The organism is Pseudoalteromonas sp. MBR-15 (genome assembly GCF_053628915.1).
The window spans coordinates 159,315-173,588 of the sequence record NZ_JBRJHH010000009.1 but is presented as its reverse complement, the minus strand read 5'-3'; the positions used below and the strand labels follow the sequence as shown (position 1 = coordinate 173,588).

The following is a 14,274-nucleotide window of genomic DNA, read 5'->3' as shown; positions in this document are numbered from 1 at the left end:
ACAACTAACGATTAATCATCAAATAAACTGTCTTCAATTCGCTCAAGTTCTTCGCGTAGCTTATAAACAAACTTTAACTTACGAATATTATCCGCCGCTGCCTGCCATTGCTGTTCATCATTGCTTGCTAGCTGAGCAGCCAGTTCGTTGCTGTATTGCGTGTCTAACTGTTTAATTTGCGTTTCAAACTGGGCAATTGCTGCATCAGGATCTGCGGCATTTTCAAGCTCTTCGAGCTCTTCTCTAAGCTCCATTTGCTGCATTAAGAATAGCGGATCTTGTAATGTTTGTTGTTCAGCACGAATATCAACGCCCAACTCACTAAGCATGTATTCAGCACGCTTTACCGGGTGTTTTAATGTTTGTAATGCATCATTGATTTCAGCCGCGTTTTGCACAGCAAGTAGTTTATCGCGGCTACTAGCACTGGCATGACGATCTGGATGAACTGCACGTTGCAGCTCGAGGTAGTGTTTATTAATAGTCGCTAAATCAATGTTATAGTCTACTGGAATCGCAAATAACTCAAAGTAACGCATTACATAATCCAACTCGGTAAACAGAAAAAGAACAAAGCCCTACACAGGTAGGGCTTCAAGCAAGGAAAACGTGCTAGCTTAAACGGTAAAGCTTTCGCCGCAACCACACTCATCCGCCTGATTTGGGTTATTAAACTTAAACCCTTCGTTCAAACCTTCTTTAGTGTAGTCAAGTTCAGTGCCGTCTATGTACACTAAGCTTTTTGCATCAACGATTACTTTCACACCGCGACATTCAAAAACTTCGTCGCCATCTGCTAACTCATCAACAAATTCAAGAACATAAGCAAGACCTGAACAGCCCGTCGTTTTAATGCCTACGCGAAGGCCAATGCCTTTACCGCGATTTGCTAAAAATGATTCTACGCGGTTTGCTGCCGCATCTGTCAATGTCACTGCCATGAATTTATCTCTTACTTCGCTTGTTTGCTTTTGTAATCAGCAATCGCTGCTTGAATCGCGTCTTCTGCTAAAATTGAACAGTGAATTTTCACTGGTGGTAATTCAAGCTCTGCACTGATATCAGTGTTTTTGATTGTTGAAGCTTCGTCTAATGTTTTACCTTTTACCCACTCTGTTACAAGTGAAGAAGAGGCGATTGCGCTACCACAACCATATGTTTTAAATTTTGCATCTTCAATAACACCTTCTGGTGATACTTTAATTTGCAATTTCATTACGTCACCACACGCAGGTGCACCCACCATACCTGTTGCAACAGATGGATCATTTTTGTCTAAAGAACCCACGTTACGTGGATTTTCAACATGATCGATTACTTTATCACTATAAGCCATAATACTATCCTCACTACCTGCTAGCGGCGGCGATCACTGATTAGTGATGCGCCCACTCAACTGAATCTAAATCAATACCTTCTTGATGCATTTCCCATAAAGGAGACATCTCACGTAAACGGCCAATCGAGTTTTTGATTAGTTCGACGGTATAATCAATCTCTTCTTCAGTCGTAAAGCGGCCAATGCTGAAACGAATTGAGCTGTGTGCTAATTCGTCGTTACGGCCTAACGCACGTAGTACATAAGAAGGCTCTAAGCTTGCTGAGGTACAGGCTGAACCTGATGAAACAGCAATGTCTTTAACAGCCATTAATAACGACTCACCTTCAACAAAGTTGAAGCTGATGTTTACAATACCCGGAACTGACTGACTTGGTTCACCATTAAAGTAAACTTCGTCCATATCAGCCATAATGCCATCAACCAAACGCTTACGAAGTGCGCTGATATGTGCATGGTCTTTTTCGAAATCTTCTTTTGCGATTCTAAATGCCGCACCCATACCCACTAATTGGTGAGTAGCCAGTGTGCCTGAACGCATACCACGCTCATGACCACCACCGTGCATTTGTGCTTCTAAACGAGCACGTGGCTTACGACGAACATACAATGCGCCAACACCTTTCGGGCCATAGACTTTGTGGCCAGAGAACGACATAAAATCAACTTTTAACTGTTGCACGTCGATAAGTACTTTACCTGCACTTTGTGCCGCATCAACGTGGAACATAATTTTGCGCTCACGGCACATTTCGCCGATGGTCGCGATATCTTGGATAACACCTAGCTCGTTGTTAACGTGCATGACACTAACAAGTACCGTGTCGTCACGCATAGCGGCTTCAAGCTTTTTAAGGTCAAGTAAACCGTTTTCTTCAACGTCCATATAGGTTACTTCAAAACCTTGACGCTCTAATTCACGACATGTATCAAGCACTGCTTTGTGCTCTGTTTTAACCGTGATGACGTGCTTGCCTTTCTTTTTATAGAACTGTGCAGCACCTTTAATGGCGAGGTTATTTGATTCTGTAGCACCTGAAGTGAAAACAATTTCACGTGGATCAGCGTTAATCAGATCAGCAATGTCTGTACGCGCTTGATCAACCGCTTCTTCTGCTTGCCAACCAAAACGGTGTGAGCGTGATGCAGGATTACCAAAATTACCGTCCATAGTCAGGCATTGCATCATTTCTTTTGCCACACGTTCATCAACAGGCGTGGTTGCTGCGTAATCTAAATAAATCGGTAACTTCATTTCTCTCTCCGCTTTCGTCAAGCTACAGTTGACAGCTTACTTGAATGTTTTCCAGTTGCTTAATTGCAGTGTTGATGCTGTTATCTTGGCGCGATGCGACTTCTTTCACATCTGATTTTTCTACCAATTCAGCAAGGGTAATACTATTTAAAAAATCTTCGATACGCGCGCTTAAATCTGACCACAATGTATGAGTCAAACAGCGCATGCCACTTTGGCAGCCACCCGTTGCACCATGGCAGCGAGTTGCATCAACAGACTCATCAACGGCATTGATAACATCGCCAACAGAAATTTCATTCGCGCCACGTCCTAATAAATATCCACCACCTGGGCCACGCACAGAAGTCACAAGGCCATTTTTACGTAAACGGGCGAATAATTGTTCGAGGTAAGACAACGAAATTTCTTGTCGCTCAGAAATATCGGCAAGGGGCACTGCACCCACATTTGTATGGAGTGCAACATCCAACATGGCGGTTACTGCGTATCTGCCTTTTGATGTTAACTTCATGGAGCCCCCGATGTTACTGCACGCTAAGGTGTGCAAATTTTAATTACCAGACCAAAATAGTCAAGTATTATCACGTGATAAAAATTGATACTTGCCATTGATAAAACCGAATACCCGACTAAATTGGTCAAGTACTATGTCTATTGTAATTACCTGAGTAATTTAGTCAAGTATTATGCTTATAACCTGTGATTATTTTATAGACTTATTAATTGAAGTCAGAATGCCGCGTAAGATATTCATTTCGGCTTCTTCTGGGCGCGCACGATTAAACAAACGACGTAATTTAGTCATCACCATACCTGGGTGCTGTTTGATGATAAACCCGGTGTCGTTTAATGTTTGCTCTAAATGCTCATAGAACAACTCAGTTTGTTTTGCGTTAGGGTAAGTAACGTCGTCTTGTTCTTGCTGTTTTGGCTGGGTGTTTAAATACGCCATACGTGTTTCATAGCACAGGGTTTGTACTGCCATAGCAAGGTTTAATGAGCTGTATTCTGGGTTCGCAGGAATGCACACATGATAGTTACACTGTTGTAACTCTTCATTGGTTAAACCGCTATTTTCACGACCAAACACGAGTGCAACCGGGCCATTCGCCGCTTCTGCCACTAATTTTTCACCACATTCACGTGGCTCAACCATCGGCCAAGACAAGGTGCGCGAACGAGCACTGGTGCCAATCGTTAAACTACAATCAGCAATCGCATCAGCAAGGGTATCAACAACCACGGCTTTGCCTAAAACATCGGTTGCACCTGCAGCAAGCGCACTGGCATGACTATCAATTTCACATGCAGGGTCAACAAGATAAAGGTTTGATAAGCCCATCGTTTTCATAGCACGTGCTGCTGAGCCAATATTACCAGAATGAGATGTGTTAACTAATACGATACGAATATCATCAAGTGTCATTGCGTTGTTACTTACTGAATGTCAAAAATTGCGCGAATTCTACCATGAAAGCTATTCTGGAGGCTATACAGATCACGCGATCAATCAGTATTGATCACAGATCATGGGCGGTGCTAGGGGTTTTTCTTTTACTAGTACATCCTTATTTTTAGTATCAGATTTATGTATGAAACGCCCCGTATAATTTTTAGCTTTTAAAAATAGTCAGATAGAAATTTAATTTAAAATCAGTTCAGTACAAAAAACAACCAAAAGTATTTCCGCTTTGTTGTTTACTTTGCAGTAAAAACCGCTAGAATACGCCGGCTTAAATATATTCGTTCTTTTACAACCCAAAGGTAATGCTATGCATCCAATGTTAAACATTGCGGTTCGCGCTGCGCGTAACGCAGGCAAAATTTTACTTCGCGCAAGTGAAGACTTATCAAAAGTTGATGTACAACAAAAAGGCACTAACGATTTAGTGACTAACATCGATAAAGAAGCTGAAGCCGCAATCCGTGACACTATTTTAAGATCTTACCCTGATCACTGTATCGTTGGTGAAGAACTAGGTGAGCACAAAGGCAAAGATGCAGATTACCAATGGATTGTTGACCCACTTGATGGCACAACAAACTTCATCAAGGGTATCCCTCATTACGCAGTATCAATCGCACTTAAAGTAAAAGGTCGTTTAGACCAAGCTGTTATCTATGATCCAATTCGTGGTGAATTATTCACAGCGTCTCGCGGTCAAGGCGCACAGCTTAACAGCAAGCGTTTACGTGTATCAAAAACTAACGAGTTAGCAGGTTCTATTCTTGCTACGGGTTTCCCGTTTAAACAAAAGCATCACTTAGACGCATACTCTGAGGCATTCAAAGCTTTATTTATTCACACGGCTGATATTCGTCGTGCAGGTTCTGCTGCTCTTGATATGGCGTATGTTGCAGCTGGCCGTGTTGATGGCTTTTTCGAAATTGGCCTTAAACCTTGGGATACAGCCGCTGGTGAGCTTTTAGTTAAAGAAGCGGGCGGTATGGTTGTTGATTTCGCAGGCGGTATTAACTACAACCAAAGCGGCAACATTATCTGTGGCGCGCCAAAATTAACACAAGCAATCATTCGTGAAATTCGTCCAGTATTAACTGAGTCACTACTTCGCTAATGACCCATTAGTTCTAACGCGTGATTAGCATGACAAAAAGGAGCTACGGCTCCTTTTTTTGTGGCTGAAAATAGTCATTCTCCAACTTTATTTCTATGGCACTCTTTTCTGTAAACGGCAGACCGGCTAAGTCTTCAGCAAAGTAACTGTTGAACAGCTGATCAAACTCACCTGAGCTTTTCATCGCGTTTAAGCCTGTTAATAATACCTCGGCTAGCTCTGGCTTGTTATTGCTAACAAAAAAATAAAAAGCGCTCGGGTAGCTAATATAGACATTGGGCACAATCGCCAGTTGCTCACTATTTATTTGCTTAAGCTCTGAAGTCACCTCGATAAATGAACGCGGGAAGTAATCAACCCGGCCACTTATAACTAAGTTAAACATTGCTTGATAATTCGCCAGTGGCCGAACCGCTAAGCCATTTTGCGCCAATATTTTTGTATCAGGCCAGTCATGACCTTGTATAGCGGTAAACGCCATTAAGTCTTGTTTAGTTTTTACCTCTTTAAACCGCGGTAAAAATTCACGTTTTGTAAGCAGTGCGCGTTTACCGATAAACCCTTTAAATAAAGGGACTGGAACAGCAATCGCTAGATGCTCTCGCTCTGGGCTGGTCATACTCCAATAGACATCGGCTTGGTTTTCGTCGAGCATGAGTAATGTGCGCTGTTGATGAGGGTGCACCAGTACTTCGTTTATAACGGTGGGATACTTTGCGGCACGAAACGCTGCAGCTAACAGCGCGTGTAAATAATGATCGCGCTGATACAAGGGACGTTGCTCTATGGCTAAGTTCACCACATTTTTGGCATCAATTGGCAGGCTGCATCCTAGGCTTAGCACAACAAGGATTGCACTACATAGTCGCTTCATTATTATTATTCTTAACGTGTTTTTTTTAACCTACACTGGCTTAGAGTGAGACACAAGTGAAATTGGCCGAACTCAAATTTTCTTCATAACCCGATTTGCAGGGTATCATCGCTGGCGACACTTAGCCTCACCACTGCCGGGGCCGGACAACGGCGCTTACAAACAAATAAGTGACTCGTTTTGAAGCGTTTGGCCTCTTTTTTCGCATCGGTTGCGAGTGCTGCAACTTGGTGGCTATTAATGCATTGCTCAAGGTCAGGTTTAACGAGACCAATCGACAGCGTTAGCAAAGGTACAAACTGTTTTTTACCTTCGCGGTTACTCGCCCAATACCCCCCTTGCGAGATGTGTTCAGGGGTAAAAAAGGCGCGTGATTTTTCTTCAAATTCTGAAATGATCGCATGGCACCTATGCTCTGCATCGTCTTTATCGAATACCACCATAAAATCATCGCCACCAATGTGACCAACAAAGCCTTTGCTTTTGCTACAAACATCAACGATCACTTCGGCTAATAATTTGATCACACTGTCGCCACTGGCGTATCCATACAAATCATTAAATTGCTTAAAGTGATTTAAATCGACATACGCTAACGAAAATGCATAACTGTTGCGCAGCCTTAATTCGATAGCTTCATTTATTGCCACATTACCGGGTAGCATGGTCAATGGATTTGCGTGTTGAGCGTGGCGTATTTTTTCTTCGGTGATGTGTTTGAGAATATTACGTAAAGGTGCCAATCCTAAGTAGTCGCCGTTGCGTGTTATGACGATATGGCGGCGAATATCGAATTCAAATTCGGTGATTTGTTGACTAACCGTATCAAGCAATTCGTTTTCATCGACCACTAGCGGTTGCTTATCCATTAGTGCGGTAACAGGCTGCTTATCATAAAGCGCGTGACCATAAGGAGCTGCAAACACCTCGGTAAGTTGATCTCTGTGTAATAAGCCTACGGGACTATTTTGTTCAAGGACAGCAAGACTAGTGAGTGTTTTATCTTGCTCAAAAATACTGTGCGCATCTTTACAACGAGTATTCGCCTCAATACTGGCATGCTCAACAGCAAGCCAACCGATAGCCATTGATTGTTCAAAGCTGCTGCTGTTGTCTGATGATTCAAGGTGTTTTAAGCAATGCAGATTAATTTGGTAGCTGGGCTGTAAACTCGGTCTTTCTAATAAAAAGCCCTGTGCATGCTGCACTCCTAAACTTTCGAGTAAACGTAACTCTTCTACGCGCTCGATACCTTCGGCAATCACTTGGGTATTCGTGGCTTTAGCCAATACAATGATTGATTTTAGAAACTCTTTTTTCACCACACTTTGGTCACAGTGATCAATAAAGTAGCGGTCAATCTTTACAAACTCAGGGCATAACTCAGACCACTGCTTTAACCCCGAATAACCTGCCCCTAAATCATCAATGGCAATTGAAAAGCCTAATTGACGATAATGCGCGATGGTCTTTAACAGTAAACATCCGTCGTCTACTTTTTCTTGTTCAGTTACTTCAATGACAACGCGATTAGCCGCCAGCCCAAAATGTTCAACTAGGTGTAATGTTTCGCCTTTAGGATGACATGGGTCGAGCAGTGTTTTAGGGCTGACATTTAAGAACAATTTACCTTGCAGATTGAGCTTAACAAAGTTTTCAATGGCTTTACTGCGACACAAAAGCTCAAGTTCTGAAATTTTATTGCAGGCAATTGCAGCAGAAAATAAAGCGCTGGGCATCTCAAGTTCAGAGCTTTTTGGCCCCCGACTTAAAGCCTCGTAACCCAAAATATGTTGATTAGAAACATCAAAGATGGGCTGAAACAGCGTTTTAATGTCACTGTTTTCTAATATTCGCTGTAGTTGTGCACTCACCTTTCACCTAGTTTCTGTCATACAAATAGATGACTAAATTAGCAATCTAGTATGACAATTTTATGGCAAGCGCTGCGCTTCATTCACCTCTTGTTCATTTATTCCCACTAATTCCAATTGCTTAATGCGCGCTAAGCTATCGATCATTTTTAGTTCAGCCTGTTCAATATCAACATGATTCATTTGTTGTTGTGTCGTCATCGCCAAAACGGCTAACGGATTAAGTAACAGCTGTTGTATGTGATAACAGTTAGGCCCTGTAAAATCGGGTAACTCAGGTTGTAAATTAAGGGGCTCATTGTCACTAGAGATTGCTGTAAGCGGTGTGCTTTCAACATATTCAGTAATAGCGTCTAATGTCTGCTTACACTCTGGAAACACCTGATTAAACGCTAAAAATAATCCCTGTGATGAATGAACCAACGACAACAGCATGGATTTAACTTGCTGCGTATCTGACTGCCCTTGCAGTGCTGTCACAACCTGCCACGCCAAACTTTGGTACTCACCTAATTGTTGTTCTGGCGTTATTGTGGGTGGCTTTGGTGCTGACTCAGCTTGCTTGGCAACCTGTTGCTCTTTGCAACCGAGCAGTAAAAAAATAATAAATACATTACTTATTAGATACTTCATAATTTCTTCCATAAAAAAACCGCCCAAACAGGGCGGTTCTTTTTTAAGCATGGCTTATTAAGGCATAGGATCGAGATCCGCACCTTCTTTTTCGATTACTTCTGGAATTAAGTCTTCTTTACTTACACCCATTGCAATCGCCACTGCTGATGCAACATACACAGATGAGTAAGTACCGATGAACACACCAAATAGTAATGCTGTCGCAAAGCCGTGAATAGTTTGACCACCCCATACAAACAACGCAATCAATACTAAAATTGTGGTGATTGATGTTACAAGGGTACGATTCAATGTTTGCGTAAGTGAAATATCAATGATTTCTATGGTGTCATCGATACGCACTTTACGGAAGTTTTCACGAATACGGTCAGATACAACGATGGTATCGTTGAGTGAGTAACCTATCACCGCCAAAATCGCTGCTAAAATCGTTAAGTCAAACTCAAGATCCAGTATTGAGAATAAACCTAATGTGATAATAACATCGTGTAATAGTGCTGATACCGCGCCAACCGCAAAACGCCATTCAAAGCGAAATGCCACGTAGATCAAGATACAAATAAGTGCAGTTAACATGGCCAAGCCACCCTGCTCTTTTAAATCTTCACCTACACTTGGGCCCACAAACTCAATACGGCGCATTTCAACACTTGAATCAGTTTGTTTTAAGGCATCAATGATTTGGTTACCAATGACTTCTGCTTTCACGCCATCACCTTGCGGTGCAAGGCGCACAAGAATTTCTTTACTTGAGCCAAATAGCTGAACAGAGAAATCTTCAAAGCCACTTGCCGTAATTGCTTCACGTACTTTTTTCAGATCTGCAGGTTGTGCAAAGCCAACTTCAACCGCTGTACCACCGGTAAAGTCTAAACCGAAGTTTAAGCCTTTTGTAAAAAACGATACGAAAGAAGCCAAAATCAACAACGTTGATAATGTCATGGCAAACTTGCGGAACTTCATAAACGGGAGTGTTTTACCACCGAGTTTTAAGATTTGCATGCTGACTCCTAAATCGACAACTTATCAATACGCTTACCGCCAATAAACAAGTTGATTACCGCACGGGTACCAACAATGGCTGTAAACATAGAGGTGATAATACCAATCGCAAGTGTCACGGCGAAACCAGCAATTGGACCCGTGCCCACTGCAAACAGAATCACTGCTGCGATTAACGTGGTGATATTTGCATCGAAAATCGTGCTAAATGCGCTGTCGTAACCGAAATGAACGGCTTGTTGCGGACTACGGCCGTCGGCAAGCTCTTCGCGGATACGCTCAAATATAAGCACGTTTGCATCAACGGCCATACCCACGGTCAGTACGATACCTGCAATACCCGGTAAGGTTAATGCCGCACCTGGAATTAATGACATAACACCCACGATTAATACTAAGTTCGCACCAAGGGCAATATTTGCCACCATGCCAAACCCTTTGTAATACACCAGCATAAATACAAGCACAAATGCAAAGCCTAGTACCACTGCCGTCATACCTGCTTCGATGTTTTCTTGACCTAGGCTTGGGCCTACCGTGCGCTCTTCTACAATTTGAATAGGAGCAACAAGTGCACCTGCACGTAGTAGTAAGCTCAGATTATGGGCTTCAGCAGGGTTATCAATACCCGTGATTCGGAACGAACGGTCAAGACGTGCTTGAATTGTCGCCACGTTAATCACTTCTTCTACCTTAATTGGAGGAAGTGCTTTACCGTTTTCATCTGTTTTACCCGATGGCTTGTACTCAATGAATACAGTTGCCATGCGCTTACCAATCGCGCGCTTAGTGAACGCATTCATTTTTGCGCCACCTTTGCTATCAAGGCTAATGCTTACTTGCGGACGTTGATACTCATCCATTCCTGATTGCGCACCAGTGATGTGGCTACCTTCAAGAATAATGCGTTTTTTTAGTACCACAGGGTAACCGTCACGCGCCATGATCACTTCAGTGCCTGGTGGTACACGCCCTTGTAAGGCTGCACTTGGGTCAGCATCTTCGTCTACTTCACGGAACTCAAGCGTTGCCGTAGCCCCTAAAATTTCTTTGGCACGGGCTGTGTCTTGTACACCAGGAAGCTGTACGATAATACGCTCAGCACCTTGACGCTGAACGTTTGGCTCAGCAACACCGATTTGGTTGATACGGTTACGGATAATCGTTTCGTTTTGCTTGATAGCGTAATCACGAATTTCTTTAAGCTTTTGTTCGCTCATACTGGCGTAAAAAGCGTTATCACTGCTGCTATCATCAATGTACACATTGAGCGGGTAACGGGTTGATAAAAAGCGCTCTGCTGCGTCTTTATCTTCTTCGTTACGCATTTCAACACGTAAACGCTCGCTGCCAGCTACACGACGAATCGTGCGGTAACGCAGCTTTTCTTCACGTAAATCACTTTTAAAATCTTGTTCCATTTGCTCAAGCTGTGTATCAACCGCCGTCGCCATGTCGATTTCCATAGTAAAGTGAACACCACCACTTAAATCCAGACCCAGCTTCATCGGGTTACCACCCAATGCTTTTAACCACTCTGGTTGTGCTGGAGCCATGTTGATGGCAGAGATGTAATCTTCACTAAGGGAATCACGCAGTAGGTCTTGCGCTTTAAGTTGATCTTCAACATTCTTAAAACGTACAAGGATTTGTCCGTCTTCAAGTTTGCTTGATTTAACAGTAACGTTATGTTCTTTGAGGGTCGCATTTACTTTATCGAGTACGCTTAGGTCAGCATCAGTACCTTTAGTGCCCGATACTTGTATGGCCGGGTCACGACCATACAAGTTAGGAGAGGCATATAAAATACCAACGACTAACACAACAAGAACAAGTAAATACTTCCATAATGGAAACTTGTTTAACACGTGTGAGTCCTTATTTTTATTGTTATAGCGACTTCATAGTGCCTTTTGGCAATACTGCAGAAACAGCTGATTTTTGTACTGTTACTTCTGCTTGGTCGTTTAATGAGATAACGATGAAGTCTTTGTCATCAGCGATTTTAGCAATTTTACCAACTAAACCACCTTGCGTAAGCACTTCGTCACCTTTTGCCATCGCGCTCATAAGGGCTTTATGCTCTTTTACACGCTTAGCTTGCGGACGGTAAATTAAGAAATAAAATACCAGACCAAAAATACCCAACATGATTAGCATTTCCATGCCACCACCTGCTGGTGCTGCACCTGCCGCACTTGCGTGCGCGTTTGAGATGAATAAACTCATTACACTTCCTCTTTAATTTTTCTAAAAATTTAATCTGATGTATCTGCAAGCTCTGGCACTTCTTGGCCGCGGCGTGCATAAAAATCTGCAACAAATTCGTCTAGTTTGCCATGACTAATGGCATTACGTAAGCCTTCCATTACACGTTGATAATAACGTAAGTTATGAATCGTGTTTAGACGTGCGCCTAAGATTTCATTACATTTATCAAGATGATGCAAGTACGCACGTGAATAGTTTTTACATGTATGGCAATCACACTCTGGATCAAGTGGACCGGTGTCTGTTTTATGTACTGCGTTACGGATTTTAACAATGCCACCTGTCACGAATAAGTGACCATTACGTGCATTACGGGTTGGCATTACACAGTCGAACATATCGATACCACGACGCACCGCTTCAACCAAGTCTTCTGGTTTACCAACGCCCATTAAGTAACGTGGTTTGTCGGCTGGCATTTTATACGCACAATGATCAAGAATATTGATCATTTCGTTTTTAGGTTCACCCACTGATAAACCGCCCAGTGCATAACCATCAAAACCAATGTCTTCTAGGCCTTTTTGCGATTGTGCACGAAGCTCAGGGTACATACCCCCTTGGATAATACCAAACAGTGCTGCTGGATTATCACCATGCCCTTCTTTTGAACGTTTAGCCCAACGCAGCGAGAGCTCCATTGAGTCTTTGGCTTCTTTTTCAGTAGCAGGATATGGCGTACATTCGTCGAAAATCATCACAATATCAGAGCCTAAGTCGCGCTGAACTTGCATGGCTTTTTCTGGTGAAAGCATGATTTTTTCACCATTCACAGGCGAGCTAAACATGACGCCCTCTTCGGTGATTTTACGCATTGCACCTAAGCTGAATACTTGGAAACCGCCTGAATCAGTTAAGATAGGACGATCCCAATTCATGAAGTCGTGTAAATCACCGTGTTGCTTAATGATTTCTGTGCCAGGACGCAGCATAAGGTGAAAAGTATTACCAAGGCAGATTTGTGCCCCCGTGTCTTTTACTTCATCGGGAGTCATCCCTTTTACCGTGCCGTAAGTACCTACTGGCATAAATGCAGGCGTTTCTACAACACCACGCTCAAAAATCAAGCGGCCGCGGCGCGCTTTACCGTCAGTGCGGTCTAATTCAAATTTCATATTATCCTCTAGTGTCGGAAAAACAGTCCAACAAGCTATAATTTAACCGCTCGATTCTAACCTGTTTGCGCATTTATTACTATTAATTGGGCTAAATTCAAAAATAAAAAGCCCGCTAGCTAAACTCTCCCCACCATGCAGAATTCAGCGTTGCACAGAGGCTTCATATCAACGCATAGCTTAGTAAGAATGGCTGAAAATAAAAAACCCAGTGAAATGCTGGGCTTTTTACAAGGTGATATAAAAGATGACTAACGCTTATTTACGCGTTAAGAACATGGCATCACCATAACTGAAAAAGCGATACTGTTGCTCAATCGCTGTGTGATAAGCACCCATAATGTTTTCTTGGCCTGCAAACGCGCTCACCAACATAATCAACGTTGATTCAGGTAAGTGGAAGTTAGTGACCATGGCATCCACCACATTGAACTGATAACCCGGGTAAATAAAGATGTCAGTATCACCAAAGTAAGTATCAAGCTTGCCACCATGTACTTTTGCAGCCGACTCTAAAGAACGTACTGAAGTGGTGCCCACCGCAACAACACGCCCGCCTTTTGCTTTGGTTTCGGCTACGGCTTTTACAACCTCATCGGGAACTTCGATATATTCTGAGTGCATAACATGTTCATCAACTGAATCAACACGCACAGGTTGGAATGTACCCGCACCCACGTGCAAAGTAACAAACGCCATGTTAATGCCTTTGTCTTTTAAAGCCGCCATTAATTTATCGTCAAAGTGAAGCCCTGCTGTTGGCGCTGCAACAGCACCGGGTTTCTCACCATACACCGTTTGATAACGCTCACGATCAGCCTCATTATCTGGGCGGTCTATGTATGGTGGTAATGGCATGTGGCCAATATCGTTTAAGATATCTAATACATTTTCGTCTTTAGCAAACTCAAGTTCAAATAGCTCACCGTGACGCGCTACCATGGTTGCTTCGGCTTTGCCTTCAAGGATAATTTTAGAGCCCGGTTTTGGTGATTTACTCGCACGTACGTGAGCCAGTACACGGTGCTCGTCCAATACGCGCTCAACGAGTACTTCAAGCTTACCGCCAGACTCTTTTTGGCCAAACATGCGTGCTGGTATCACTTTCGTGTTGTTAAACACTAATAAGTCATTTTCATTTACCAGAGATAAAATATCACTAAACACTTTGTGTTCAACCTGCCCTGTTGGGCCGTCGAGCGTTAATAAACGACTGCTTGTTCGATCTGCTTTTGGAAAACGAGCAATTAATTCATCAGGAAGGTCAAAGCTAAAATCAGCCACGCGCATAGAGCATATCTCTCATTAATAAAAACGCGCCAAGTTTAC

At 42.8% G+C, this 14,274-nt stretch carries 15 protein-coding genes; 1 reads left to right on the top strand and 14 read right to left on the bottom strand.

Annotated elements, in window-relative coordinates; translation table 11 throughout:
- Positions 1-11: 11 nt before the first annotated feature.
- The 6 genes from hscB to trmJ all read right to left on the bottom strand — a co-directional run bounded on the left by hscB (position 12) and on the right by trmJ (position 4,023).
- Positions 12-539: a co-chaperone HscB gene (gene hscB / locus ACSSVW_RS13770; protein WP_036973290.1), complete on the bottom strand. Its 528-nt coding sequence runs from the start codon at positions 537-539 to the stop codon at positions 12-14.
- Positions 540-617: 78 nt separating this feature from the next.
- A complete protein-coding gene (iscA, locus tag ACSSVW_RS13765) occupies positions 618-941 on the bottom strand; it encodes an iron-sulfur cluster assembly protein IscA (protein ID WP_036973291.1) in 324 nt (107 codons plus the stop codon).
- Positions 942-952: 11 nt separating this feature from the next.
- Positions 953-1,336, bottom strand: coding sequence for a Fe-S cluster assembly scaffold IscU (gene iscU, locus ACSSVW_RS13760; RefSeq protein ID WP_036973292.1), 384 nt, complete (start codon positions 1,334-1,336; stop codon positions 953-955).
- A gap of 40 nt (positions 1,337-1,376) precedes the next feature.
- On the bottom strand, positions 1,377-2,594 hold the full coding sequence (locus ACSSVW_RS13755; protein ID WP_036973293.1) for an IscS subfamily cysteine desulfurase: 1,218 nt from the start codon (positions 2,592-2,594) through the stop codon (positions 1,377-1,379).
- A gap of 22 nt (positions 2,595-2,616) precedes the next feature.
- Complete coding sequence (gene iscR / locus ACSSVW_RS13750) at positions 2,617-3,108, bottom strand: Fe-S cluster assembly transcriptional regulator IscR (RefSeq protein ID WP_036973294.1); 492 nt, start codon at positions 3,106-3,108, stop codon at positions 2,617-2,619.
- A 192-nt stretch (positions 3,109-3,300) separates the two neighbouring features.
- Positions 3,301-4,023 (bottom strand): tRNA (cytosine(32)/uridine(32)-2'-O)-methyltransferase TrmJ, encoded by a 723-nt coding sequence (trmJ, locus tag ACSSVW_RS13745; RefSeq protein ID WP_074989227.1) that lies wholly within the window; start codon positions 4,021-4,023, stop codon positions 3,301-3,303.
- A 346-nt stretch (positions 4,024-4,369) separates the two neighbouring features.
- Between trmJ and suhB the strand changes: the two genes are divergently transcribed.
- On the top strand, positions 4,370-5,173 hold the full coding sequence (suhB, locus tag ACSSVW_RS13740; protein WP_036973296.1) for an inositol-1-monophosphatase: 804 nt from the start codon (positions 4,370-4,372) through the stop codon (positions 5,171-5,173).
- 43 nt (positions 5,174-5,216) lie between these two features.
- Here the strand turns inward: suhB and ACSSVW_RS13735 are convergent, their stop codons facing one another.
- The 8 genes from ACSSVW_RS13735 to queA form a co-directional block, all read right to left on the bottom strand.
- Positions 5,217-6,047, bottom strand: a complete 831-nt coding sequence (locus ACSSVW_RS13735) for a substrate-binding periplasmic protein (RefSeq protein ID WP_454179495.1) — start codon at positions 6,045-6,047, stop codon at positions 5,217-5,219.
- 83 nt (positions 6,048-6,130) lie between these two features.
- A complete protein-coding gene (locus ACSSVW_RS13730; RefSeq protein WP_036973298.1) occupies positions 6,131-7,921 on the bottom strand; it encodes a GGDEF domain-containing protein in 1,791 nt (596 codons plus the stop codon).
- Positions 7,922-7,981: 60 nt separating this feature from the next.
- Positions 7,982-8,554, bottom strand: coding sequence for a hypothetical protein (locus tag ACSSVW_RS13725; protein WP_141687265.1), 573 nt, complete (start codon positions 8,552-8,554; stop codon positions 7,982-7,984).
- 57 nt (positions 8,555-8,611) lie between these two features.
- Positions 8,612-9,559, bottom strand: a complete 948-nt coding sequence (secF, locus tag ACSSVW_RS13720; RefSeq protein ID WP_036973300.1) for a protein translocase subunit SecF — start codon at positions 9,557-9,559, stop codon at positions 8,612-8,614.
- An 8-nt stretch (positions 9,560-9,567) separates the two neighbouring features.
- Positions 9,568-11,427, bottom strand: coding sequence for a protein translocase subunit SecD (secD, locus tag ACSSVW_RS13715; protein ID WP_036973301.1), 1,860 nt, complete (start codon positions 11,425-11,427; stop codon positions 9,568-9,570).
- Positions 11,428-11,449: 22 nt separating this feature from the next.
- Positions 11,450-11,788, bottom strand: coding sequence for a preprotein translocase subunit YajC (yajC, locus tag ACSSVW_RS13710; protein WP_036973302.1), 339 nt, complete (start codon positions 11,786-11,788; stop codon positions 11,450-11,452).
- A gap of 29 nt (positions 11,789-11,817) precedes the next feature.
- A complete protein-coding gene (gene tgt, locus ACSSVW_RS13705; protein ID WP_036973303.1) occupies positions 11,818-12,945 on the bottom strand; it encodes a tRNA guanosine(34) transglycosylase Tgt in 1,128 nt (375 codons plus the stop codon).
- A gap of 258 nt (positions 12,946-13,203) precedes the next feature.
- The gene (gene queA, locus ACSSVW_RS13700; RefSeq protein ID WP_036973304.1) at positions 13,204-14,235 is read right to left on the bottom strand and encodes a tRNA preQ1(34) S-adenosylmethionine ribosyltransferase-isomerase QueA; all 1,032 of its coding nucleotides are present in this window, start codon (positions 14,233-14,235) and stop codon (positions 13,204-13,206) included.
- Between the last annotated feature and the right edge of the window lie 39 nt (positions 14,236-14,274).

Coding starts and splice junctions, on each gene's coding strand:
- hscB (WP_036973290.1), bottom strand. CDS start 539: ATGCGTTACTTTGAGTTATTTGCGATTCCAGTAGACTATAACATTGAT.
- iscA (WP_036973291.1), bottom strand. CDS start 941: ATGGCAGTGACATTGACAGATGCGGCAGCAAACCGCGTAGAATCATTT.
- iscU (WP_036973292.1), bottom strand. CDS start 1,336: ATGGCTTATAGTGATAAAGTAATCGATCATGTTGAAAATCCACGTAAC.
- ACSSVW_RS13755 (WP_036973293.1), bottom strand. CDS start 2,594: ATGAAGTTACCGATTTATTTAGATTACGCAGCAACCACGCCTGTTGAT.
- iscR (WP_036973294.1), bottom strand. CDS start 3,108: ATGAAGTTAACATCAAAAGGCAGATACGCAGTAACCGCCATGTTGGAT.
- trmJ (WP_074989227.1), bottom strand. CDS start 4,023: ATGACACTTGATGATATTCGTATCGTATTAGTTAACACATCTCATTCT.
- suhB (WP_036973296.1), top strand. CDS start 4,370: ATGCATCCAATGTTAAACATTGCGGTTCGCGCTGCGCGTAACGCAGGC.
- ACSSVW_RS13735 (WP_454179495.1), bottom strand. CDS start 6,047: ATGAAGCGACTATGTAGTGCAATCCTTGTTGTGCTAAGCCTAGGATGC.
- ACSSVW_RS13725 (WP_141687265.1), bottom strand. CDS start 8,554: ATGAAGTATCTAATAAGTAATGTATTTATTATTTTTTTACTGCTCGGT.
- secF (WP_036973300.1), bottom strand. CDS start 9,559: ATGCAAATCTTAAAACTCGGTGGTAAAACACTCCCGTTTATGAAGTTC.
- yajC (WP_036973302.1), bottom strand. CDS start 11,788: ATGAGTTTATTCATCTCAAACGCGCACGCAAGTGCGGCAGGTGCAGCA.
- tgt (WP_036973303.1), bottom strand. CDS start 12,945: ATGAAATTTGAATTAGACCGCACTGACGGTAAAGCGCGCCGCGGCCGC.
- queA (WP_036973304.1), bottom strand. CDS start 14,235: ATGCGCGTGGCTGATTTTAGCTTTGACCTTCCTGATGAATTAATTGCT.